Origin of the sequence: Erythrobacter sp. KY5, assembly GCF_003264115.1 — a bacterium.
Taxonomy (GTDB): domain Bacteria; phylum Pseudomonadota; class Alphaproteobacteria; order Sphingomonadales; family Sphingomonadaceae; genus Erythrobacter.
Window position 1 is genome coordinate 2,066,545 of sequence record NZ_CP021912.1, and the last position, 23,668, is coordinate 2,090,212.

Genomic DNA, 23,668 nt, shown 5'->3' on the forward strand with positions numbered 1-23,668 from the left:
CATCTAGCGCCCCGATGTCGGCTTGGCGAGGGGAGGGTGCCCCTCTAGGCAAACGAAATTTGTGTGCTAATCATCGCCACGACATGCCTGAACGTCTTCGACCCATGTTGGCCAGAGCGCGCACGGCCAGTGAAGCGGGAGATCACCGCGCGGCTGCACGTGGCTACTACGAAGCTGCAGACAAGGCGCGCAGTGTCGAGCTTCTGGGCGAACTGGCTTTCTGCTTGAGGCACGGCGCACAGCATTCGATCGAGAGCCGCCAGATGCGGCTTGCGCTCGACGCTGCTGAAGAAGCCATGTCGGTTTACGAACAGACCGAAACCGGCAAAAGCCTCAATTTCGCCAACACCGCCCGGCTGATCGCGCTCGCCATGGAAGGGATGGGACGTGCTGAGGAGGCTCGCACATACTGGAGCGAGGCGCGGGCGATCTACGATCTGAATGGTGTGAAGGCGGGTGTCGAAGAATGCGACACGCACCTTCTGGGTTCAGCCAACTAAAATCAGGCGCGAGAGCCCAAAGCAAAACGCCGGACTGGTTTCCCAGCCCGGCGCCTTGGTGATTGGGTACGTCAGAGAAGAGCTTATGCGCTCTTGTCTTCCTGTTCCTGTGCAGCGTCTGCATCTTCGCCCTGCTCGGTGGCGGGGACTGCATCGGCTTCGACGTCGTCGCTATCGCCACCCTGATCTTCGCTCTTCTTGAGAGCGGACGGTGCGACGAGGGTTGCGATGGTGAAGTCGCGATCGGTGATCGCGCTCACGCTGCCTTCTGGCAGGTCGACTTCGCTGATGTGGATCGAGTCGCCGACTTCCTTGCCTTCGACCGAGATTTCGATCTCGCCAGGGATCTTGTCGGCTTCGCAGACAAGGTCGAGCTCGTGACGGACAACGTTAAGAACGCCGCCCTTCTTGAGGCCAGGCGACTTTTCTTCACCGACGAAGACGACAGGGATCTGAACCTCGACCTTAGCATCGCGCGCAAGGCGGAAGAAATCCGCATGCGTCGGGCGATCGGTGACGGGATGCAGAGCGACATCCTTGGGAAGCGTGCGGATGGTTTGACCGCCGACTTCGATCTTCACGATGGAGTTCATGAAGTGCCCGGTCATCAGCTGCTTGACCAGTTCTTTTTCCTCGACGTGGATCGTCGTTGGTTCTTCCTTGCCGCCGTATATAACAGCGGGGACCCGACCTTCGCGGCGAAGTGCACGGGAGGCTCCCTTGCCTGCCCGTTCGCGCGCTTCGGCGGGCAATGTGAGAGCGTCGCTCATAGCAGTGCCTTTCGAATACGTGTTTGATTAAGTGTTTATCGGCGCGCCGCCTCCAGGGATGACCAGAACGCCGAAGGGCGCGCACTTACAGGTTGCTGGCCAAAACACAAGCCTAAATGCCTAATTGGACAGGCGCGTCACCGTGTAACCGCGCGCCTCCAGCATGGCTGCAAGACCATCAGGGCCGATGAGGTGCGCCGTGCCCACCGCGACCAACGGCCTGTCGAGTTCTTTGAGGCTTTGTTCGAGAGGTTCGATCCAATCCTCGTTCCGGCCCACCAGAATGGCTTCGCGCAACTCGGGGTCTGCCATGATCCCGGTCGTCGTTGCTTCTTCAAGGACCGCGATATCGCCTGAGATCCACGCGCGCATCAGTTTACCGGGCTCTTCGCGGCTTGCCACCCATTCGCGCACTGTACCCTCGAGGAGGTCACGCTGGTCCTTTTCCGGTAGGCGATCGAACACGCCAAGCTGGCCTTTCGTGGTTTCGAACCCTCGCACTTCACGCTGCGCAAAGTCACGGATCAGGGCGCGGTCCACCCCGTTCCTTGGGTTCCCTTGCGCATCGACCCGCGAAAGCATGATCGCCGCAGCCCAGCTTTCCGTGTCAGCAAAATCGCCAGCCGGAAAGTCGGAGCGGGCGATCATCGTGCCGAGCGGTTCGCGGACATCCTCTGCAACCCTGTCACTCAAGGGGCCTAGCCCCCTTGTGCCGGCAAGCTCTCCGAATGTGAGGGCGATTTCGGCTTGATTGTCGAGTTCTGCGACTTCCACCCACAAGTAGTCTGCATTTGCCACGAGGCGGTCGATCGTCTGCGTGCGCCATTCAACGCCATCGGGGAGGGCGTGGATGGTGCCAAGCATCCATCCCTCGACCTCCCCGTCAGCGTTTGCGATCTCGTAAACCAGCGGATCGGCGCTGGGGTATTTGGCCGCCTCCTCGCTCTCGGCGCACGCTGTCAGAGACAACGCAAAACCGAGCGCGAAGGCGGCAAACGAGCGCGATAGCATTACTGGATGCGCTCTGCCGTCAGGTCGTATTTGGTCAGGTAGTCCTGCACACTCATTTCGCCAGCAAGGTGGCCTGCGCCAACCGCGATAAAGACCGTTCCAGGCACTTCCATACGCGCGTCGATCCATTCCGCCCAATTGGCGTTGCGCTTGTACAGAAGCAACTCGGCAAGCTTGGGGCTCTCGCTCATGCTCTCATTCATGGTCTCGGCAAGGCCTTCCGCGTCGCCTTTGATCCACGATGCGACCATTGAATCGATCATGGTCTTGACCTCATCAATGCCTTCCACGGTGGACATCAGCAGTTTGAGCTGTTCGTCCTGCGGCAGCGTGTCGAAGATGCCGAGCTGGTACTCGACCGTTTCGAGCGCATCCTTCGAGGTGTCGCCCGCCTTTGCAATGATCACCTTGTCGACGCCGGAAGCGGGGTCGTAACCGTTCGCCATCAGCGGCAGGAAGGTCAGCGTCACGCTGGCCATCCAGGGCTTGAACGGGTCGAAGGCGGCCTCGGGAACACCAAGACCGGCGAGCGCGGCTTCATATTGCGCCGTCTGCTCTTCATTCAGAAGCGAGCGCAGGGTCGTTCCCGGTTCGAGCATACCCATCTGCATGGCAAGCTGCTGCGACTTCGCCTCGCTCTCGGGCGACTCTATCAGCTCGGTGACGACAAGGTCGGACGAGGAAAGCGCTGCGTCGATTTCAGCGTCGTACCACTGAAGCTCCTTGGGCAGGATGTGGACGGTTCCGAACAGGTAGATCGTCGTGTCTTCGTCGCTGACTCTCCAAAGGGCGGGGCCTTCGGGTCCAGCGGGCAGTACGGCTTCGGCCGATGCGGTGGGCGCTTCCATGTGAGCATCAGCCAGCGCCGGTGATGCGGCGAAGAGGGCGAGGCTTGCTACGGCTGTGGGGAGGAGTTGTGCAATTTTCATGTATGCGATCCTTTCAGTGGGGCGTGATGGTCTTGGTACGGTGAAGAAGTGTTGAATGTCGGGCCAATCCGATGGTGGAGGTGCAGAGGGAAACCTGCGCCGCGAATTTCAGCCTGTGTGTCATGCTGAGCGCTTCCAGAGGATTGCGATGTTTGAGACAATCATCGTGACAATGAAAAGTATCATCACGTCGGGTTGCGGGAAGACGCCGGCGCGCCAGCCCATCCACCAGATCGGCGCGGTGTAGCTGAAGACCTGAAAACCGACCATCATTCCGAAGTCACCAGCAGCACGGCCATGCTCGTCAGAGTTGCGGCGTCCGAAAAGGATCAGGAACGGCGTGGCGATCGCCCAGATTGTAATTGCGGTGATTGCGGGCCAGAAAGGGATTGGGCCGTTGCTGAAAAGGATGTCCGTCGCCCGCTGCTCGCTGTCGGACAGAATGATCGGGAAGGCGGTTGCTATTCCCACTCCGACGATAGCGACCAGCAACCAGCGGATCCGGTTGCCCCGAGCAGTGTGGGGCTCGCCCATCGTGAAATCGGGAGCCCAGCGCCAACAGAAATAGCCCGAAACCGCGACAATTGGAGTGCCAATGACGACGAACAGAATGTCGCTTGTGTCGCCCCCGTTGAGAAGGTTTTTCAACCCTACGCCGGCCAGAATTCCGCCGATCAAGACGACGGTCAAAAGGACTGACCAGCCAATCAGATGCAGCCAGTAGCGCGAGTGCGAGAACTCCGCTTCGTCCTTTAACTGATCGGATTTTGACATTTTTTGATCTCACATTTGATTTTGCGACACGAGGTCAAAAAGGCGCAAGGGAAGGGCCTATCCCGCCCGCTTTGCGGCCCAGATGACAAGGAAGGCAAACATGACGGCCAGAAACAGCGCGCCGTCGTGCACGGGAGGAAGGAGCGAGCCCGCTGCTGCTATGGCCCAGCAAATGTAAACGTAGAGGTAGACGCTGAAAGCCCAGTACGCGGCGTCGCGGGTGGACTGGCGTTCAAAATCGTCGATCTGCCGCTCTCGCAGCGCGCCGAGCGGAACCCCAATGCCCAGAACGACGATCAGCAGGATCCATGCCTCGCTCCGGGTGAGAGTGAAGTCGCCAGCCATCACGCGGTCCAGCAAGCCGTTGGTCACCAAAACGAAGCCGGTCAGCGCCCCGGCCAGGACGCAGACGAGCAGGATAAGTTGTGACCTGCCGGTCTTGGTCGAAAGCGATGGCTTGTCGAAATTTCCGATCCGGAGCGAGACGAGCATGGCAGCGACGCCAAGGACCATGATTGTCGCGACGATCCCGGCACCGCGGAGGTCGACGCCGCGTTCCATGAAATTAAGGTAACCAGCGCCCGCAGCACCCGTCGCAAGGCAAATGCCAAGATAAAACAGGACCTGACCCAAAAACGGGCGCGCCACTCCGGTGTCTTCGATCTCATCAGGCTTCGTCATCGAAAATCTCCTCGATGCCCATCTCGAACAGACGAGCGATGCGGAATGCCAGGGGCAGGGAAGGGTCGTGCTTGCCAGTCTCGATCGCGTTCACCGCCTGGCGGGACACGTCGAGACGCCCGGCAAGTTCGGCCTGTGACCAATCGCGCTCAGCGCGCAGGACTTTGAGGCGGTTCTTCATGCGCGGCGCGCCTCGATTGCGTCGGACACCCAGGCAAAGGCGTAGCCTGCGTGGAAAGCCAGCGCGGTGAAGGATGCGAGCGTGCGGGCATCGGTAAAGAACAGCGAGAAAGTATCGCGGGTAGGCTCACCCTCGGGGTTGCTCAGCGCGAAGCCAGCCGAATAGGACACATCGAGTATGTCGAGCATGAAGGCTGCAAAAAGATAGACGGCGAGGCTTGCGAGCGCCCAGCGGTAGCCAATCGTGACCATCGCCTGAAAATAGTCGTCGACCCGGTGCGCCCAAAGACCGGCGATAAGCCCGCCAACAGCGCCACCAAGTGCCCATGCGAACACGAAAGAGTCGCTACCGATAAACGCATTCGCGAAATTGACGATTGAGCAGGCGGTTCCGAACCAGATTACCTTGTACTGGTAGCTGCGCTGATGTTCGTCGATTGCTTTAGGATTGTAGGGCATTAGTCGCGCTCCTGAATCCGCAGGACCGCGAAAACTGCATGAAATGTCGCGGCGACAACGATGACACCAAGCTCGCCGTCACGGGTAAAGAACTCCCAATCGACGACGTGTACGAATAAAAGCAGTCCGACCGCCGCACAGGTCCATAGTCCGGCTACTGCAAGCAATCGCTGCGCGTATTCGTCCTGACGTTGGAAGAAGAGCAGTCCGATCATCGATCCGGCCGTTACGCCGCCAGCAATCGTCTCGACACTCTCGTAGAAACCGAAGATTTTTCCACACAGGAGTACCAGCGCGCCGAGAAAGCCGATCCAGGTAATGTTCAATGCGACACTGCGGTCGGTTTCATTCATTTTTCCGGGCATCAGTCTCATCAAATCCCTCCCCGCAGACGCATAGTTGCCAAAGGCAGGTGGAAGGCGAGCGAGATGAGAGCGAAGCCGAGCACTGGGGAGACCTCCAGATAGCTGCGGATTAGCTCTATCTCGAGGAGGGCAAGAACCCCTACCACTGCGCATGCAATGGTGGCCGAGCGTCCTATCAGCCGCTGGACGAACTCGTCGTGGAAGCTGATAAAGACAAGACCTATCAGCGTACCCGACATAATTGCGACGGCGATGCTCTGAAGTGCTTCCAGAGCGGGAACAAACACCGTTGCGATGACGAGAATAGTGTCAAGAAGACCGATCCAAAGCGTATTGAAAGCGGCACTGCGATCGTTTTCGGTGGTGTGGAGTGGGGACTTGGTCATCGCGTTGTTACTCTCTCGATAAGCACTTGGCCTGCCGCCTTTGACCGTAAGGAAGACCGCGGCGAGTGAATTCGGATGGATCAGGCTTTGCCTCGCTTACGATTGAACAGATATCCGATGTAGAAACCGCTCGCCGCGATGTAGAAGGTGAACCGCTTGTCGGATGTGGCTTCCCACATGCTGAACTCGAAGCGATCGGCCATGTCGGCGATGATCGGAATGAAGGCCGTCCAAAGGGTGACTGCGAGCATTCCGCCAACCGCCCCGGCATAAGCGAGGCCGCGCTGGAACTCGTCGTACTGCTTGTCTGACAGGATGATGCTCAAGGAGACGATGATGAAACTCGTCGTCACGATGGGCGTCTCCCCATCCTCCGAAAGCCCGATGAGAGCCCAGCCAAGCACTGTCATGATAACGCCGGTCATGGCGGCCCAATTGAGCACGTTGGCCTTGTCTTCATGCGACATTTGCTTGCGCCAGTACATTTCAGTCGGCCTCGGGATGGATTGAAAGAAGGTGGGTGGCCGCTCCCGCTCATCCGGTTTCGGGGTTTGACCCGGATTGCGCGAGAGCGACCTGGCCAGCATCATGCGCCTGGAGTTGCCGCGTCCGATGCCGGGTTGGAGGTGTTGGCAGCAAAGCGCGCGCGCTCTGCATTTGCCTGAGCGACGGCGACGCGCACTTCAGGCTGTGCTGCGGCGAGCGCGCTGGTGCGGCATTCGCGTTCGAGCCGGATCGAGGCGCTGTCGCGGCCGCCATTGCGGCACATCTGATTGATCTTGGTGCGCACGCGGTCGTCGAGGCGGGTAACACCGTCGCGGGTCGTGAGGTCGAGATCCTTGTGATCGATGACCTCTTCGAACTCGACCTGATTGATGGGAGTTGCCGATGCAGCGGCGGGGATGGCGAGAGCTGCGGCAGCGGCGGCGAAGATGATGGAATTGCGCATTTTGAAGTTCTCCTGGGGAGGAAATGTTGAACGGTTTTGTCACAACAACCTTCCGGAATGTCAGGTTGCCCTTACTTTATGTCGCGATTCGCTGACCATGTCAACATGACCTTACATTTGGTCATGCTGACCTTACGAAACCCGCAGAAATGAGCGGTTTTGCCGTGTGCAAAACTGGTTGATGCTGCGCTGCGGCATTGACCCCGCATGGGCCTTGAGCCATTGCCGCGCCATGGAATCGGAGACCAAATCGGCGCTGGACGAATCGGGTTCACCAACCCGCGATCCTCGCACGTCCTTTCAGGACATGATCCTGACGCTGCACGACTTCTGGTCGGCCAATGGCTGCGTCATTCTGCAGCCCTACGACATGCGCATGGGGGCAGGGACGTTTCACACCGCGACAACCCTGCGCGCGCTCGGCCCTGAGCCGTGGAATGCCGCCTTCGTGCAGCCTTGCCGCCGCCCGACCGATGGGCGCTACGGCGAAAACCCCAACCGGCTCCAGCACTATTACCAGTACCAGGTGATCCTGAAACCATCGCCCAGCGACATTCAGGAACTCTATCTTGACAGCCTCAAGGCGATCGGGATCGACCCGCTCAAGCACGACATCCGCTTTGTCGAGGATGACTGGGAATCGCCCACGCTTGGCGCGTGGGGGCTGGGCTGGGAGGTCTGGTGCGACGGGATGGAAGTCACCCAGTTCACCTATTTCCAGCAAATGGGCGGTTTCGACTGCAAGCCTGTCGCGGGCGAACTCACCTACGGGCTCGAACGTCTCGCCATGTACATTCAGGGCGTCGACAACGTGTATGAGCTGAACTTCAACGGTCGCGGCACATCGTATGGCGAGGTGTTCCTCGAAAACGAGAAGCAGATGTCGAAGTGGAACTTCGAAGTCGCTGACACCGATGGCCTGTTCGACCTTTTCGCCAAGGCCGAGACCGAGTGCCGCAATGCGCTTGATAATGACGTGCCCATCGCCGCTTACGAACAGGCTATCGAGGCGAGCCATGTTTTCAACCTGCTGCAGGCGCGCGGCGTGATCAGCGTACAGGAGCGTGCGAGCTATATGGGCCGCGTCCGCGACCTCGCGCGTTCTTCGTGTCAGAAATATGCCGAGCTGATGCGGCCCAGATGGGAAGCGCAATATCCGGATTGGAGCCTCGTCTGATGGCCGATTTCCTGCTCGAATTGCGCTGCGAGGAAATTCCGGCGCGTATGCAAGCTGGTGCGCGCAAGGAACTCGACAAGCTGTTCCGCCGCGAAATGGAAGCCGCCGGTGTCGCGATTGGCGAGCTCATCATCTGGTCCACCCCGCGCCGCCTTGCGCTGATTGCGCGGGACCTGCCGAAAGAGACAGACGCCGTGCGCGAAGAGGCCAAGGGCCCTCCGGTCGGCGCGCCCGATCAGGCGGTCGATGGCTTCTGCCGCAAGAACGGCGTGACCCGAGATCAGCTCGAAGAACGCGAGGTCAAGGGCCGCGCGACTTGGTTCGCCGTGATCGAAAGGCCGGGTCAGGCTGTCGCCGACCTCCTCGCCGCAGCGATCCCGACGATCATCGGCGATTTCTCATGGCCCAAGTCGATGCGCTGGGGTGATGCCTCGATCAGCAGCGAGAGCACGCGCTGGGTGCGCCCGCTTTCGGGCATTGTCGCACTGCTTGATGGCGAAGTCGTTCCGTGCGTCACAGATGGCATGGCAAGCGGGCGGGTCACGTTTGGCCACCGTTTCCACTCGGACGGCGGTATCGCAATTGACGATGCCGACGACTACGCATCGCGCCTGCGCGACGAATACGTGATCGTCGACCACGAGGAACGCGCGAGCATCATCCGCGATGGCGCGAGTAAGGCGGCTGCGGACGCTGGCCTCAAGCTGGTCGAAGACGAAGGGCTGGTGATCGAGAACGCTGGCCTTACCGAATGGCCGGTTCCGCTGCTGGGCCGTTTCGACGAGGCTTTCCTCGACGTGCCGCCCGAGGTCATCCAGCTCACCGCCCGCGTGAACCAGAAGTATTTCGTGTGCGAGGACGCTGACGGCAAACTCGCGAACGCTTTCATCTGCACTGCAAACCTGGCTTCGGTCGATCCGGCAGTGGTAGTCGACGGCAACCGCAAGGTCCTCGCCGCGCGGTTGGCGGATGCGCGGTTCTTTTGGGAATTGGACCAGAAGAAAACCCTCGCCGAACACGCCAAGGGGCTGGAGCGGATCACCTTCCATGAAAAGCTGGGCACGGTGGCCGACAAGGTGGACCGGGTCGCGAAGCTGGCGCGGTGGTTGGTCGAAGAGGATATCGTCACCCCGGACTTGATCCGGCGTCCCGCTACTTCCGACATCGCAGACGAAAAGCGGGACCCCGGCTCGGGGGCCGGGGTGACGAAAGAGGAACTGGCTGACCTGGCCGAACAGGCTGCGCGGTTGTGCAAGGCCGATCTCGTCACCGAAATGGTTGGCGAGTTTCCGGAGCTGCAGGGGTTGATGGGCGGGTATTACGCCGAGAAGGAAGGTCAACCGCAAGAAGTCTCTGACGCCATACGTGATCACTACAAGCCGGTTGGGCAGGGTGATGAAGTGCCGACTACGCCGGTGACTGTGGCGGTATCACTGGCGGACAAGATGGACACGTTGATGTGCTTCTTCGCAATTGATGAGAAGCCCACGGGATCGAAAGACCCGTTTGCCCTCCGCAGAGCCGCACTTGCGGTGATTCGCACGACCTTAGAGAACGGCCTGCGCTTCAGCGTCGATGACACATTTGAATACATGACGGCAGTGGTCGGATTCGACCGTGATAAATCACAAGAGTCGATTGAGAAGCAAGCACTCAAAGACGACATTGCTTCTGATCTTTTCTCAGAGATTGCTTCTGGAAGAGCAGGTTTGCACTGGTTCATTCTCGAGCGCTTCAACGTTCAGCAACGCGCCGAGGGAATCCGACACGATATCATAGAAGCGGCATTTAATGGCCGTGATGATGATCTTGTTAGACTTCGACAAAAGTCAAATGAACTTCAAGCCTTCGTCGAAACCGAAAACGGCACCAACCTTCTCGCCGGCTACAAACGCGCGGCCAACATCCTGAAGAAAGAGGAGTGGGAAACGAAAGAGGTTTCCTACTCGCCCGAACCTGCCGAAAAGGCTCTGATCGATGCGCTCGATGCTGCCGCGCCCAAAGCCGCCGCCGCAGTCAGTGAAGAGCGTTTCGAGGATGCCATGGCGGCGCTTGCAACCCTGCGCGCGCCTATTGACGCTTTCTTCGGCGGGGTGACGGTCAATGACGATGACGAGAACAAACGCGCCGCTCGCCTCGACCTGCTCGCCCGCTTCACGTCAGCCGTTGGCCAAGTCGCCGATTTCAGCCGGATCGAAGGCTGAGCCCATGGCGGTTTCGGACCTTTTCGCGCAGCTGCCGGTTTTTCTCTCAGGACCGTGTAACATGCGGTCCATGTTACCCTGTAACACGACCCCACAAAGGGCCTTTCTATGACCACCACCGTGTACCCTTTCGGCGGAGCCGCCGCTCACGATGACCCTCGCCAGCGGGACAAGACGATCACGGGAGGCAAGGGCGCGAACCTGGCGGAGATGGCTTCGATCGGTCTGCCGGTACCTCCGGGCTTCACCATCACCACCGAGGAAAGCGTGCGCTATCTGCAAGACGGTGAGGAATTCCGCGAAGAACTGCGCGGCGAGGTGACGGAAGCGCTCGCTCATATCGAGGCGTCGGTTGGCAAGACCTTCGGCAATGCAGCCGATCCGCTGCTCGTGTCGGTCCGATCGGGCGCACGTGTGTCGATGCCGGGGATGATGGACACCGTGCTGAACCTTGGCCTTAACGACGACACGGTCGAAGGCCTTGCCAAGACCAGCGGAGACGACCGCTTCGCATGGGATAGCTATCGCCGTTTCATCCAGATGTACTCGGACGTTGTGCTGGGCCTCGATCACGGCCTGTTCGAAGAGGCGCTGGAAATCGTCAAGGAAGACAACGGCTTCTACAACGACACCGAACTCAGCGCCGACGACTGGCGAGGGATCGTCGGCCAGTTCAAGGGCATCGTTGACGAAGAGCTTGGCAAGCCGTTCCCGCAGGATGTGAACGAACAGCTATGGGGCGCGATCCGCGCCGTGTTCGACAGCTGGGATTCGGACCGCGCCAAGGTCTATCGCCGCCTCAACGACATCCCCGCCGACTGGGGCACGGCAGTAAACGTGCAAGCGATGGTGTTCGGCAATATGGGCGAAACCAGCGCCACCGGCGTCGCCTTCACCCGCGATCCCGCCACCGGTGAGCGCGCATATTACGGCGAGTACCTCATCAACGCACAGGGCGAGGACGTGGTCGCCGGCATTCGCACGCCGCAATATCTGACCAAGGCTGCGCGCGATGCGGCGGGGGCAAAGCCGCTGTCGATGGAAGAGGCAATGCCGGATGCTTATGGCGAGCTTGCCCGCGTGTTCGACTTGCTTGAGGGTCACTACAAGGACATGCAGGACATCGAGTTCACCGTCGAGCGCGGCAAGCTCTGGATGCTTCAAACCCGCTCGGGCAAACGCACGGCGAAAGCAGCGCTCAAGATGGCGGTCGATATGGAAGGCGAAGGCCTGATCGATCGCGAGGAGGCGGTTCGCCGCGTCGATCCCATGGCGCTGGATCAACTGCTCCACCCGACGCTTGACCCCGATGCACCGCGCGATGTGCTTGTCACCGGCCTGCCTGCGTCGCCGGGCGCTGCTGCCGGCAAGATCGTGCTCGATGCTGATACGGCGGAGCAGTGGGCGAACCGCGGTGACAAGGTCATCCTTGTCCGCGTCGAAACCAGCCCGGAAGACATCCACGGCATGCACGCCGCGCAAGGCATCCTGACCGCGCGTGGCGGCATGACGTCACACGCCGCCGTTGTCGCTCGCGGCATGGGTCGTCCGTGCGTATCGGGCGCAAGCGGCGTGTCGATAGATCGCAAGAGCCGGACCCTTCGGATCGGATCAACCGAGATGAAGGAGGGTGACGAGATCACCCTTGATGGCGCAAACGGCCAGGTGATGATGGGTATCGTACCGACGGTCGAACCCGAACTTGCGGGCGACTTCGGTGTTCTGATGGAGTGGGCCGACGCGCTGCGCCGCATGGGTGTGCGCACCAACGCGGAGACTCCGGCGGACTGCGCGATGGCTCGCCAATTCGGCGCAGAGGGCATCGGCCTTTGCCGGACCGAGCACATGTTCTTCGACGCCTCACGCATCAGCGCGGTGCGCCAGATGATCCTTGCCGAAGACGAGCGCGGACGTCGAAAGGCGCTCGACATGCTGCTGCCTGAGCAGCGCGCGGACTTCACAGCGATCTTCGAAGCGATGGCGGGGCTGCCTTGTACGATCCGCCTTCTCGATCCGCCGCTGCACGAGTTCCTCCCCACGCAAGACGCCGAATTCGAGGATCTCGCCGATGCTACGGGGCTGGGCGTCGATCACCTAAAGCGCCGCGCGGGCGAGTTGCACGAATTCAACCCGATGCTGGGCCATCGCGGCTGTCGTCTGGGGATCACCTATCCCGAAATCTACGAGATGCAGGCGCGCGCCATCTTCGAGGCGGCGTGCGACGTGGAAGCCGCAAGCGGCGAAGCGCCAATCCCAGAAGTGATGATCCCGCTGGTCGCAACCAAGCGCGAGCTTCAGCTGTTGCGCGCTCTGGTGGACAAGGTTGCTGCGGAGGTCTTCGCAGAGAAGGGCGCTAGGGTCGAGTATCTGGTGGGAACCATGATCGAATTGCCGCGCGCCGCGCTGATGGCGGGCGAGATCGCGGAAGAGGGCGCGTTCTTCAGCTTCGGAACGAACGACCTGACCCAGACCACGCTGGGTGTGAGCCGCGACGATTCGGCACGCTTCCTTGCACCTTACGTCGACAAAGGTATCTTCCCGCGCGATCCGTTCGTCAGCCTCGACATTGACGGCGTTGGTCAGTTGGTGGAGCTGGCAGCGGAGCGGGGCAGGGCCACGCGTGCCGACATCAAGCTAGGCATCTGCGGAGAGCATGGCGGCGACCCGGCTTCGATCGCATTCTGCGAGAAGGTTGGCCTCGACTATGTCAGTGCATCACCATACCGCGTGCCAATCGCCAGACTAGCCGCGGCGCAGGCAGCGCTGAAAGGTTAGCGCCAGCCTGTCAGGACGAGGGTTTCGAAGGTTTCCGTGACCTTCCCGTCCTCGTCTCTCAGGTCATCGAACGCCGCTTCGGCGCGCGCCAGCCAATCGCGCGTAAGCTGCGGGGCAGGGGTGTTGAGCGAACGGGTCAGCCCGTGGTCGCGCAAGTCCTCGATCATGCGCCTGAGCGATCCGAAGCGGACATTGACGGGATAGCTGTCGACCACCTGCCTCTTGAACAGAGCACGCTCCATGAGGCCTGTCGCACCGCGCAAGTCGACAAGCGGATGCATCCTTGGTGCCGGCCTGTCAGCGTCTGCTGCAAGCGAGATCTGGCGCAGCGCCGGGAGCGATCCGGAGCCGGGAAACGCCCCGATGAACAGACCTCCTTCCCGCAACGCATTGCGAGCATGGATCAGCGCACCGGGCAGATCGTTGACGGTGCCGAGGCCCAGCAGGTGCAAGATCAGATCGTAAGCCTCAAAGGCGCTGGGCTTCTCCTCGTCAAACTCGCCCAGCTGCATTGTGGTGCAATCAGCGCCTTGCGCCTCAAGCGCTCGCGTCAAGGTGCCGGTTGCATCGCCGACAACCATCGCTCCGCTTGGCTTGAACCGCATGAAGTCGAGGCGGTCGTCGATGTCATCCGCGACCGTGTCATAGAGATAGCTCGCGCCGGACGCCCTGCTTTGACGAAAGCGAGCGCGGGCCCATTTTGCAGCAGCCAGTTTGCGATCAAATATGCGGGGAACCTGGGGCGAAGTCATCGCGCGACCCCCTGCCGTGCTTGTGTCTTCGGCGCAAGAGGTGCAGTCTGCTTTCGATGGGGTGGAGGTCGCAACTCAGCACCAGTCTGAAAGAAGGGCTGAGCCCGGTGGTAGACCTGGTCTACCCGCCGCGATGTCCGTTGTGCGGGACGGCGCTAGCGTCGCAAAGCGGACTCTGCAGCGAATGCTGGTCCGAGATCGAAGTGCCTGGCGAACCTGCCTGCGAAAGCTGCCAGCGTCCGATGGGCTCGGCGGCGGCCTCGAAGTCCACATGTTGCTTTGCCTGCGCGAAAGAGCCGCCGATTCATGACGGCATCATCGCGGCAAGCCTTTATAACGATGCATCGCGTAAGCTCATCCTCGCACTGAAGCACGGCGGAAAGATTTCGCTGGCACCGCTTCTGGCAGACCTGATCGCCTCAAGAATGCCTCCTGAAACAGACAACATTCCGTTGCTCGTCCCGGTGCCGCTGCATCGCTGGCGATTATGGTCGCGCGGGTTCAATCAGGCGGCGCTGCTTGCAAGCGAGCTTGCCAAGCGTGGAAAGGGAGAGCTGTTGGTCGACGGGTTGGTTCGATCAAAGCGCACGCCAAGTCTTGGAGGTCTCGGGATCAAAGAGCGCTCCGATGCCTTATCGGGAGCGATTGCAGCCCAGAGTGGCGCAAGACCAGTGATCAAAGGCAGGCATGTAATCCTCGTCGATGACGTGCTCACAAGTGGGGCGACAAGCAATGCATGCGCCAAGGCCTTGATGGACGCGGGGGCAGCATCCGTTCGCGTTGCCTGCTTCGCACGTGTCGCTGATGGCGGCATTTCGGCGTAGGGGGTGATCGGGTTTAAGGCTCTGAAAAAGCGAAACGCCCGAGGCCATTAAGACCCCGGGCGCCACGTGACGAAATGGTTCAGATCCGCTCTACGAGCTCAGATGGCGACCCCCTAACTTCGCCATCAGGACCTTGTCCCTCATCGTTCAATCGACCAGTCCAACACCCCGCTGTTGGTTTTGATCGACCACCCCCTGAACCTGACACTTACGCGCCGGTGTTCGGTGGAAGAGCGCCGAAACGCTCAATGACCTCGTTGTTCCACTCAAGTTCATCTTTCGGAAGTCGAAACCTGAGCTTTGTCCTATTTTGATGCGCCTATGTTGTTATCCTGCAACATTCTGTCGCATGGGACGAACCGCTTGCCGCTGCTATGGACAGATTCCTGATTTTCCGGAGACGATTCTTGCCTGACCCCGATTCACTTTCCACCCAACAGATTGAGCAGGGCTCCGTTTTCGCGCCGAAGTTTGACGCCTCAGGGTTGCTCACTTCGGTCGTTATTGATTCGCGAACCAAGGAAGTGCTCGTGGTGGCGTTCATGAATGCAGAGGCGCTTCAAAAAACGAGGGAGACTGGCAGAGTGCACTTCTGGTCACGTTCGCGCTCGTCGCTTTGGCTGAAAGGTGAAACGTCGGGTCATTTCCTCTCGGTCGACGAGATTCGGGTGGACTGCGATCAGGATGCTCTGGTGATCTATGCGACGCCAGCGGGGCCGACTTGCCATACCGGCGAGAGGAGTTGCTTCTACCGGAAACTCGACCCGACTGCGCCGGATGAAAGGGCATTGTCGCGGGCCCAGTAGGGCTGGGCTTCCCGTTCGCGTTAGACCTTGACGTTCACGTAAAGGTAAAGTAGCCATGAGAAATGGCTTCTGCACCTGAACACGATACAAAAGGCACCGGCATCGGTGCTGCCTCAAAACCGGCGAGTGAAAGACAGCGTCGCAATGGCGCTCATCTCGACCGGCCAGATAAACTCGAACGCGAACAGTTCACGATCTCCGATCTCACTTCAGAGTTCGGCTGCACCGCACGCGCGCTTCGTTTTTACGAGGATGAAGGTCTTATCAGTCCCGCTCGCGTGGGGTTGACGCGCGTCTACTCAAAGCGTGACCGGGCGCGCCTTGCTTGGATCATGCGGGCCAAGAATGTCGGGTTTAGCCTTACCGAAATCCGCGAGATGATCGACCTTTACGACCTCGATGATGGGCGTGTCGAACAGCGCCGGGTAACGGTCGAAAAGTGCAAGGCGCATATCGCCAAGCTCAAGGCCCAGCGCGCCGACATTGACAGTTCGATCAAGGAACTGACCAGTTTCGTTAGCGAGATTGAACAGCTCAGTCTGGGCTGATCATTCCGATACACCTTACCCAAGTTAAAACCGCTCAGCACAAGGGATCAATTGATGCCAACCTATACCGCCCCTACTCGTGACACCCGTTTCGTCGTCAACGAAATGCTGGACCTTGCAAGCTATGGCAACCTTCCCGGTTTCGAGAACGCGACCACCGACATGATCGACACGGTCGTGAATGAAGCGGGCAAATTCTGTTCGGAAGTTCTCGCCCCGATCAACCAGGCTGGTGATGAACATGGCTGCACCCGTCACGAAGACGGCAGTGTGACCACGCCTCCGGGCTTCAAGGAAGCCTATGACGCCTATGTGGAAGCAGGCTGGGGCACGCTCGCCAAACCGGAAGAATTTGGCGGCCAGAACTTGCCGCACGTGCTCGGTTTCGTAGTCGAGGAATTCACCGCCGCCGCCAACCAGGCCTTCGGCATGTATCCCGGCCTCACCAACGGTGCGACCGCTGCTATCGAGGCGGCGGGTTCGCAGGAGCAGAAGGATACGTACCTTCCCAAGATGATCTCTGGCGAATGGTCCGGCACCATGAATCTGACCGAACCGCATTGCGGCACCGATCTGGGCATGATCCGCACAAAGGCCGAACCGCAGGCCGATGGTAGTTACAAGATCACCGGCACCAAGATCTTCATCTCTGCAGGCGAGCACGACCTCACCAGCAACATCATCCACCTCGTTCTCGCGAAGACGCCGGGCGCTCCGGACAGCGCGAAGGGCATCTCGCTCTTCATCGTGCCCAAGTACCTTCTCGATGAAAACGGCGAACCCGGTGAGCGCAACGGCGTTGTCTGCGGCTCCATCGAGAAGAAGATGGGCATTCATGGCAACTCCACCTGTGTTCTCAATTACGACGAGGCCACCGGTTACATGGTCGGCGAAGAGAACAAGGGCCTTGCCGCCATGTTCGTGATGATGAACGCCGCGCGCCTTGGCGTCGGTATTCAAGGGCTCGCTCAGGCGGAAGTCTCCTATCAGAACGGCGTTGCTTACGCGCTCGATCGTCGTCAGGGCCGCGCTCTGACCGGACCTGCTGACAAGGATGCAAAGGCTGACCCCATTTTCGTGCACCCTGACGTGCGCCGGATGCTGATGGATGCGAAGGTTTTCAACGAAGGCATGCGTGCACTGTGCCTGTGGGGCGCGCTTCAGGTTGATCTGACGCATAAGGCCCAGACCGAAGAAGAGCGCCAACTCGCTGACGATCTTATCGGCCTGATGACCCCGGTTATTAAGGGCTACGGCACCGACAAGGGCTACGACATCGCCAACAACATGCAGCAAGTCTATGGCGGCCACGGCTACATTAGCGAGTGGGGCATGGAGCAGTTCGTGCGCGACGCGCGTATCGCGATGATCTACGAAGGCACCAACGGCGTGCAGGCGATGGACCTTTGCGGTCGCAAGCTTGCCAGCAAGGGTGGCCGCGCAATCCAGGCCTTCTTCAAGATGCTCGACGACGAGATTTCGGAAGCCAAGGGCAATGAGGCCCTCGCCCCGCTCGCCGAAAAGCTCGAAAAGGCATTGGGTGAGCAGAAGCAGGCGACCATGTGGTTCATGCAGAATGCCATGGCGAACCCGAACCACCTCGGCGCAGGCGCGCACCACTACATGCACATCATGGGCATCGTGACGCTCGGCTTCTTCTGGCTCAAGATGGCCAAGGTCGCACAGGCGACTTTGGAAGCCGGGACCGAAGATAAAGCGTTCTATGAGGCAAAAATGACGTCTGCGTCCTATTACGCAGAGCGCTTTTTGCCCGATGCAGGGGCTCTGCGGCGCAAGCTTGAAGCTGGCAGCGACAATTTGATGGCGCTCCCGGAAGAGGCATTTGCCACCGCAGCTTGACGGATTACTGAAGTCGTCACCGAGGTCCGGTTCTGGGGGGAACCGGACCTCTTCTTTTGTCCGCTGGGCAGGCGAGCTTCCACTAGATTTGGCGAGTCCGTTGCTGACCGCGAGGATAGACGGGCTCTCGTCAGCAGAACGAAATACTCGAAGCTGAGTCGAGGGTTCTAGGATCGATTCAACCTTAGCCAGTGATAGGCCGAGGGCCATGAATTCAAAGGCTATGAACAGACAAGTAAGTTAATGACAGTTAAAAATGGCTCCATTCGCAAATGAATTTGGCTAATAAGTCTGTATTATGACTGCCAAAATTGTTGTCGCCTCCGTCCAATACTGAAAAACTATTTGAAACGACGATTGCGGTCGATGGGAGGAACCTATGGCTGATATCGTCAAGCAGATTATGGACCGCTATGCTGGCTTTTCTTTGAAGTCCGGCGATGATGCTGACATCAATTCCCTTACCTATCTTGATTTCGAGGAGCCTGAAGATCAGCCGCCTAATGGTGGCCGTCTTGTTCTGGTCTTAGTGGAATCGCGTATCCTTGATGCGATCGATGGAGAGACGCCGGATCAAGATCTGCTCTCGCGGCTCGAAAGGTTTAAAGGAGACCTTCGAGCGGAGGGAATGCATACCCGCTTCATCCGTGCCGATCTCTACGATGGTGTCGATCATAAAGATGGTCTGACTCTTCTCGCCTTGCGCCGTTTCCTGATCGATATTCGGGAAGCATTCCCGAGGTTTGAGGGCGTGGTGCTTGTTGGTTCTTTCCCCGAAGCATCGCTTGTCCGCCGGTGGTCCTGGGCCTCTCCGCACGGAAATGCCAGTCCTCCCTGGACCGGAGGTACGCCCCACCTGACGATCGTGCCGGAATCAGTTTCGCGTCGCTCCGAGATCGTTCTTGCGGATCTGACAGGTCAGTGGGAGCGGCTGTATCACAAGGAAGTTGAGATCGAGGCCTGGCTGGCCAATGCCACCAGCGACATGGGAGACGGTTGGCGCAACGGAGAGACGATCCTGGACTGCACCTTTACCTCGAACGACTACAAGACCGGCAAGCTGACGTTCAAGGATTGCTTCTACGTCGACGATGCGAACTTCACGGTGCTCAGGCGTGACGATAATGCCAATCCGCAGCTTATTGTGAGAGTGCGCACTCCGCTGCCTCATCCCGAAGTTGCGCCCGAGGATCGCAGCTCGGTCAATGTCACAGCACGACCGGATATCAGTGTGTCGAGAATCGATGCGAGCAACATTGCCTATGATCCTAGTGCGCGGAAGCAAGGCACCAACGGGGAACGTTTCGTCGACCCTCAGGGCGATCCGAATGTGGTTCCAAGCACAGATCCCAATTTGGTGCCAGCAAACCAGCGCGCCATGTTCACTTCGTTCAATCCATTGCTCGAGCGCCGTCTGTACAATCAATACTTTGATCGAAATCACCGCTTCCGAATTGGCGGTTGGTCACATCATGAATTGCAGGCTGGTGTCATCTCAGGGACTTCCGACTTTTCGGCGGCGAACTATCTCGGCGTTCTCAAAGAGGCGGCAACAAACTTCGGTCGCGATGTTACGGTCGATCAGGCAAGTCCCAAGGATTATGTCGATTTCCTCAAGACACCTCCCGCGTTCAAGTACATCATCGCCCACTCGAACTGGCAAATATCAGAGTTCGATGGGGACTACGAACCTGATGAGTTGCAATCCGCATGCGGCGGCTCTCCCTTTCGGTGGAAATACGAAAGCGGCGCTTTTCGACCCAGCTTCGAAGGCCAGGGTAAGATCGTCGATTGGACGATCCACCGCACTTTGTTCCAACATGGAACAAACAAGGATGCTCCGGGCTGCCTGATGATTCACGGCGGCTGCGACGTGAATACCGTAGAAGGCACGCACAGCCACACTCACTATAGCAAGTATTACGCGCCGTGGCAGAATGCCGAAGGAATCCTGTTCGGATCGAGCGCGGTTGCGCTTTTGTCGCGCGCAAAAACCTTCAACGACGCACCGAGAGGTATGGGCGCCGGGCTTGGTACAGGAACACGGGCAAACTTCGGCAACGCCTGGCGGCATTATTACGATTTGCAAGCGGGCGATGCGGCGCTGGCACCTGTGGTCGTCCAGAATAAGCGCGCGTATTTCTGGAGCATCACGGGCGATTGGACCTTGCGGCTCAGCAACAAGAACGGTCTCGGTCTACTTTCTCTAGAAGGAAGCGAGATCAGGGACGAGGTGATCCATCCGACTCAGGCGTGGATCGGTGCCTGGAACTTCGATTCTTCACGTGATCGCCACAAAGGCACAGGGAACTACGACGGCTCGGGCCAGGATAGCATAGCCGTACAGAGTGACTGGGGCATAGCGATAGTCAAGCACGATGGCACGCGATGGACCGCTCTCACAGTTGCTGAAAGAGATACTTGGTTCGGCCAGTGGCGCTGGGATGCGACAGTAAACCGGGGGCGCGATTCGATCAGAGCTACCGGTCATCTGACCGACAGGCGGCGCGACCAACTGCTTGTGACGAGTTCGTGGGGCATGGGCGTCTTGAGCCAGTCTGGTAACAGTATGACGTCGACCCGGACCTATGAATCGGGCACTCGGATCGGAGGCTGGGTCTATGATGTCGCGAAAACTGTTTATCGAGGCATCGGAGATTTCGACGGCGATGGTCATGACGAGGTGCTCGTCTCAAGCGGTTGGGGCATCGGCTTGCTTTCGCTCGAACACAATCGCGACATTGCCATGCGCAAAACGGGTGACCGATTGGGATCATGGGTGCTCGACAGCTCGCGCAACCGGGTCGTTAGCATCGCGGATTTCGACGGGGATGGCAGCGACGAGATAATGATCCGGAGCGACTGGGGTATCGGCATTCTGAAACACGCAAATGGCGGCCTAAAATCCATCGCCATGCATGCTTGGGACAGTGATCTTGGAAATGGTTGCATCCTGAGCAACCGAAGCCAGTTCCGTCACACTGGACGTTTTCTTGGCGGAAACCAGGATGCGATGGTCCTCGCACAGAACGATGCCTGGTTCATCCTGAAACTGTCCAACGATCGGCTGACGGTGGCCGCGAAGCTTTCCGAGGGCGAGCGTTATGGCGGATGGCGATTCAATCCTGCGCAGAACTATTCTCGCGCCGCGGTACGAATGCGCGGAAACGACAAGCATCAGATCGTGGTGAACAGTCGTTGGGGTATCGGCGTGCTCGAAGTCGATGAAAGCAGACCGACTGTCTGCCACGCACTGCACCCTTATGATGACGTGCTAGGAAACTGGCATCTGACCCAGACCGACTACATCGCCGGCCCGTGCAAAACTTCCGCAGCAAGCGATGCCGAGACTCTTATGATATGGAAACGACGCCCATAGGACGGCCTTGCTGGTGCGAGGCTTCTCGACTTACTCCACCGGCAGGAATTCCGGTACGGACAGGTAACGCTCGCCCGTGTCGTAATTGAAGCCCATGATCCGGGTGCCAGCGGCGAGGTCAGGCAGTTTCTGTGCGATAGCCGCCAGCGTTGCCCCGCTGGAGATGCCGATCAGCATTCCTTCTTCGCGTGCGGCGCGGCGGGCCATTTCCTTGGCGTCTTCGGGATCGACCTTGATCGCCCCGTCAATGGTGTTGGTGTGCAGGTTGCCGGGAATGAAGCCTGCGCCGATGCCCTGGATCGGGTGAGGACCGGGCTCACCGCCGCTGATAACCGGAGAGCCGACGGGTTCGACAGCATAGGCCTTGAAGTCGGGCCAGCTTTTCTTGATTTCCTCAGCGCAGCCGGTGAGGTGACCGCCGGTTCCAACGCCGGTGATCATCACGTCGATAGGATTGTCAGCGAAGTCGGCGAGGATTTCCTTGGCCGTGGTGCGGGCGTGAACCGCGGGATTTGCGCTGTTGTCAAACTGGCTGGGCATCCATGCGCCTTCAGTCGTCTCAACGATTGCAGTTGCTCGCTCGATGGCGCCTTTCATGCCCTTTTCCTTGGGCGTGAGGTCAAATGTCGCACCATAAGCCAGCATCAACCGGCGACGCTCGATCGACATGGATTCGGGCATGACGAGAACAAGCGTGTAGCCTTTGACCGCCGCGACCATGGCAAGACCGATACCGGTGTTTCCGCTGGTAGGTTCGACGATGGTGCCACCCGGCTTCAGCGCGCCAGAGGCTTCGGCATCTTCGACCATCGCGAGCGCGATGCGATCCTTGATCGAGCCGCCGGGATTGGCGCGCTCGGACTTAAGCCAGACCTCATGATCGGGAAACATGCGCGACAGGCGAATGTGCGGGGTGTTGCCGATGGTCTCGAGAATGCTGTTGGCTTTCATGTCGTCTGGCCTCCTGCCGATTTCCGTTCTTCTTGCTCTTCTAGCAGATCGCTATTGTCTGTCAGATCACTTGGCGGATCAAAGGTTTTCGTCGTCCTGAGTGCGGGGAATATTCGGCTCCAGGCGGCAACGGTTACAATCGCGCCCACTCCGCCTGCGACCACGGCGGCAACCGGACCGATAAGAAAGGCCAAAGTGCCCGAGAAGAAATCGCCGCCTTCGTTAGACGCGCTGATGGTGAGCAGCGAAACCGAAGATACCCGCCCACGCTTGTCGTCCGGGGTGTGCAACTGGATCAGTGATTGGCGGATATAGACGCTGAACATATCGGCGGCCCCCACGATGAATAGCATCGCGAGACTGAGCGGCATCGAAGTCGACAGGCCGAATACAATTGTCGCAACCCCGAAGACAGCGACCGACCAGAGCATTTTGGGCCCGACATTGCTTTCAATGGGGCGGAAAGAGAACCACGCTGCTGTGATCGCGGCACCGACTGCCGGCGCCATGGCAAGCTGGCTGAGGCCTGTTTCGCCAACCTGGAGGATATCTCGCGCGTAAACCGGGAAGAGGGCTGTCGCTCCGGCGAGGAAGACGGCGAAGAGGTCAAGCGTGATCGCTCCCAGCACCATCTTGTTCTGCACCACGTATCGCATGCCATCGACAATCGCGCCGATTGGCCTCTGATCCTTGCGAACCGCAGGCTGTGGCACTTTGCCAATCATGGTGAGCGCGATCATCGAGACGACGAACAGACCTGTTGCTACGAAATAGGGAAGGGCAGGTTCGATGGCATAGAGGTATCCGCCAAGTGCCGGACCTCCGATCATGCCCACCTGCCAGGCAATCGATGACAGGGCGATGGCCGTGGGCAGGATCGCCTTTGGCACGAGGTTGGGTGCCAGCGCGGATAGCGCAGGCCCGGCAAAACCGCGAGCGATGCCAAGAACGATGGCGATACCGTAAAGGATGGGAAGGCCAATGGCCCCCGACCAGGTTGTCCACCCCAGTCCCGCCGCACAAAGCAATTGCAGGAAAACTGTAAGCCGACCGAGCGAGCGGCGATCGAACCGATCTGCGGCAAGACCGGAAAACGGTGTGAGAACGAACAGCGGGAGGAACTGAAGCAGTCCGATAAGCGCCAGTTGCCCCGACGCCTCAGCAATGTTCATCCCCGCATCGCGGGCAATGTTATAGGTTTGCCAACCGATGATGAGCAGCATCGCATATTGCGCGAGTGTCATCGCCAGGCGGCTCAGCCAATAGCAGCGGAAATTGTGCACCTTGAAAGGGTGCAACTGATCGGTGGGTTCGACGTCGGTCACGAAGCGCCCAATGGCAGGCGCTTTGACCGCTGCCAAGTGAGGGCTGCTAATGTCTCGTGAAGA

23 protein-coding genes are annotated in these 23,668 nt (G+C 59.3%); 9 read left to right on the top strand and 14 right to left on the bottom strand.

The window, feature by feature from the left end; translation table 11 throughout:
- The first annotated feature begins 83 nt into the window (after positions 1-83).
- Complete coding sequence (locus tag CD351_RS09765) at positions 84-500, top strand: hypothetical protein (protein WP_162627686.1); 417 nt, start codon at positions 84-86, stop codon at positions 498-500.
- Between the two features lie 83 nt (positions 501-583).
- Here the strand turns inward: CD351_RS09765 and CD351_RS09770 are convergent, their stop codons facing one another.
- The 11 genes from CD351_RS09770 to CD351_RS09820 form a co-directional block, all read right to left on the bottom strand.
- On the bottom strand, positions 584-1,270 hold the full coding sequence (locus tag CD351_RS09770) for a 50S ribosomal protein L25/general stress protein Ctc (RefSeq protein WP_111992475.1): 687 nt from the start codon (positions 1,268-1,270) through the stop codon (positions 584-586).
- Between the two features lie 120 nt (positions 1,271-1,390).
- The gene (locus CD351_RS09775) at positions 1,391-2,281 is read right to left on the bottom strand and encodes a TraB/GumN family protein (RefSeq protein ID WP_111992476.1); all 891 of its coding nucleotides are present in this window, start codon (positions 2,279-2,281) and stop codon (positions 1,391-1,393) included.
- Positions 2,281-3,210: a TraB/GumN family protein gene (locus CD351_RS09780; protein ID WP_111992477.1), complete on the bottom strand. Its 930-nt coding sequence runs from the start codon at positions 3,208-3,210 to the stop codon at positions 2,281-2,283. Before CD351_RS09780 ends, CD351_RS09775 begins: the two co-directional genes overlap by 1 nt.
- Positions 3,211-3,330: 120 nt before the next feature.
- Positions 3,331-3,984, bottom strand: coding sequence for a hypothetical protein (locus CD351_RS09785; RefSeq protein ID WP_111992478.1), 654 nt, complete (start codon positions 3,982-3,984; stop codon positions 3,331-3,333).
- A gap of 57 nt (positions 3,985-4,041) precedes the next feature.
- Entirely contained in the window at positions 4,042-4,665 is a 624-nt protein-coding gene (locus CD351_RS15720) for a hypothetical protein (protein WP_162627687.1), read from the bottom strand.
- Positions 4,652-4,846 (bottom strand): helix-turn-helix transcriptional regulator, encoded by a 195-nt coding sequence (locus CD351_RS09795; protein WP_007164159.1) that lies wholly within the window; start codon positions 4,844-4,846, stop codon positions 4,652-4,654. The genes CD351_RS15720 and CD351_RS09795 overlap by 14 nt, the downstream gene beginning before the upstream one ends.
- Positions 4,843-5,304 carry a hypothetical protein gene (locus CD351_RS09800; protein WP_111992479.1) on the bottom strand — a complete coding sequence of 154 codons (462 nt, stop codon included), beginning with the start codon at positions 5,302-5,304 and terminating at the stop codon, positions 4,843-4,845. Before CD351_RS09800 ends, CD351_RS09795 begins: the two co-directional genes overlap by 4 nt.
- On the bottom strand, positions 5,304-5,678 hold the full coding sequence (locus CD351_RS09805) for a hypothetical protein (protein ID WP_111992480.1): 375 nt from the start codon (positions 5,676-5,678) through the stop codon (positions 5,304-5,306). Before CD351_RS09805 ends, CD351_RS09800 begins: the two co-directional genes overlap by 1 nt.
- Complete coding sequence (locus tag CD351_RS09810; RefSeq protein ID WP_111992481.1) at positions 5,678-6,055, bottom strand: hypothetical protein; 378 nt, start codon at positions 6,053-6,055, stop codon at positions 5,678-5,680. The genes CD351_RS09805 and CD351_RS09810 overlap by 1 nt, the downstream gene beginning before the upstream one ends.
- An 80-nt stretch (positions 6,056-6,135) precedes the next feature.
- Positions 6,136-6,540: a hypothetical protein gene (locus CD351_RS09815; RefSeq protein WP_111992482.1), complete on the bottom strand. Its 405-nt coding sequence runs from the start codon at positions 6,538-6,540 to the stop codon at positions 6,136-6,138.
- 101 nt (positions 6,541-6,641) lie between these two features.
- Positions 6,642-7,004, bottom strand: coding sequence for a UrcA family protein (locus tag CD351_RS09820; RefSeq protein WP_111992483.1), 363 nt, complete (start codon positions 7,002-7,004; stop codon positions 6,642-6,644).
- A gap of 307 nt (positions 7,005-7,311) precedes the next feature.
- Here CD351_RS09820 and CD351_RS09825 point away from each other — a divergent pair, with 307 nt between their 5' ends.
- The 3 genes from CD351_RS09825 to ppdK all read left to right on the top strand — a co-directional run bounded on the left by CD351_RS09825 (position 7,312) and on the right by ppdK (position 13,160).
- Positions 7,312-8,181, top strand: coding sequence for a glycine--tRNA ligase subunit alpha (locus CD351_RS09825; protein WP_111993695.1), 870 nt, complete (start codon positions 7,312-7,314; stop codon positions 8,179-8,181).
- Positions 8,181-10,385, top strand: a complete 2,205-nt coding sequence (gene glyS / locus CD351_RS09830; protein ID WP_111992484.1) for a glycine--tRNA ligase subunit beta — start codon at positions 8,181-8,183, stop codon at positions 10,383-10,385. The genes CD351_RS09825 and glyS overlap by 1 nt, the downstream gene beginning before the upstream one ends.
- 108 nt (positions 10,386-10,493) lie before the next feature.
- A complete protein-coding gene (ppdK, locus tag CD351_RS09835) occupies positions 10,494-13,160 on the top strand; it encodes a pyruvate, phosphate dikinase (RefSeq protein WP_111992485.1) in 2,667 nt (888 codons plus the stop codon).
- On the opposite strand, the gene CD351_RS09840 is transcribed toward ppdK, so the two are convergent.
- Positions 13,157-13,912 carry a methyltransferase gene (locus CD351_RS09840; RefSeq protein ID WP_111992486.1) on the bottom strand — a complete coding sequence of 252 codons (756 nt, stop codon included), beginning with the start codon at positions 13,910-13,912 and terminating at the stop codon, positions 13,157-13,159. The genes ppdK and CD351_RS09840 overlap by 4 nt on opposite strands.
- A 56-nt stretch (positions 13,913-13,968) precedes the next feature.
- On the opposite strand from CD351_RS09840, the gene CD351_RS09845 reads away from it, so the two are divergent.
- The 5 genes from CD351_RS09845 to CD351_RS09865 all read left to right on the top strand — a co-directional run bounded on the left by CD351_RS09845 (position 13,969) and on the right by CD351_RS09865 (position 21,329).
- The gene (locus tag CD351_RS09845; protein WP_111992487.1) at positions 13,969-14,736 is read left to right on the top strand and encodes a ComF family protein; all 768 of its coding nucleotides are present in this window, start codon (positions 13,969-13,971) and stop codon (positions 14,734-14,736) included.
- A 407-nt stretch (positions 14,737-15,143) separates the two neighbouring features.
- A complete protein-coding gene (gene hisI / locus CD351_RS09850; RefSeq protein WP_369880232.1) occupies positions 15,144-15,542 on the top strand; it encodes a phosphoribosyl-AMP cyclohydrolase in 399 nt (132 codons plus the stop codon).
- A 62-nt stretch (positions 15,543-15,604) separates the two neighbouring features.
- On the top strand, positions 15,605-16,090 hold the full coding sequence (locus CD351_RS09855; RefSeq protein WP_111992489.1) for a MerR family DNA-binding transcriptional regulator: 486 nt from the start codon (positions 15,605-15,607) through the stop codon (positions 16,088-16,090).
- Between the two features lie 54 nt (positions 16,091-16,144).
- The gene (locus CD351_RS09860) at positions 16,145-17,950 is read left to right on the top strand and encodes an acyl-CoA dehydrogenase C-terminal domain-containing protein (RefSeq protein ID WP_111992490.1); all 1,806 of its coding nucleotides are present in this window, start codon (positions 16,145-16,147) and stop codon (positions 17,948-17,950) included.
- A 379-nt stretch (positions 17,951-18,329) separates the two neighbouring features.
- Entirely contained in the window at positions 18,330-21,329 is a 3,000-nt protein-coding gene (locus CD351_RS09865) for a VCBS repeat-containing protein (RefSeq protein WP_111992491.1), read from the top strand.
- Between the two features lie 30 nt (positions 21,330-21,359).
- Here CD351_RS09865 and cysK read toward each other — a convergent pair whose 3' ends face one another.
- The gene (gene cysK / locus CD351_RS09870) at positions 21,360-22,280 is read right to left on the bottom strand and encodes a cysteine synthase A (protein ID WP_111992492.1); all 921 of its coding nucleotides are present in this window, start codon (positions 22,278-22,280) and stop codon (positions 21,360-21,362) included.
- Positions 22,277-23,641 (bottom strand): MFS transporter, encoded by a 1,365-nt coding sequence (locus CD351_RS09875; protein WP_369880234.1) that lies wholly within the window; start codon positions 23,639-23,641, stop codon positions 22,277-22,279. The genes cysK and CD351_RS09875 overlap by 4 nt, the downstream gene beginning before the upstream one ends.
- Positions 23,642-23,668: the final 27 nt, after the last annotated feature.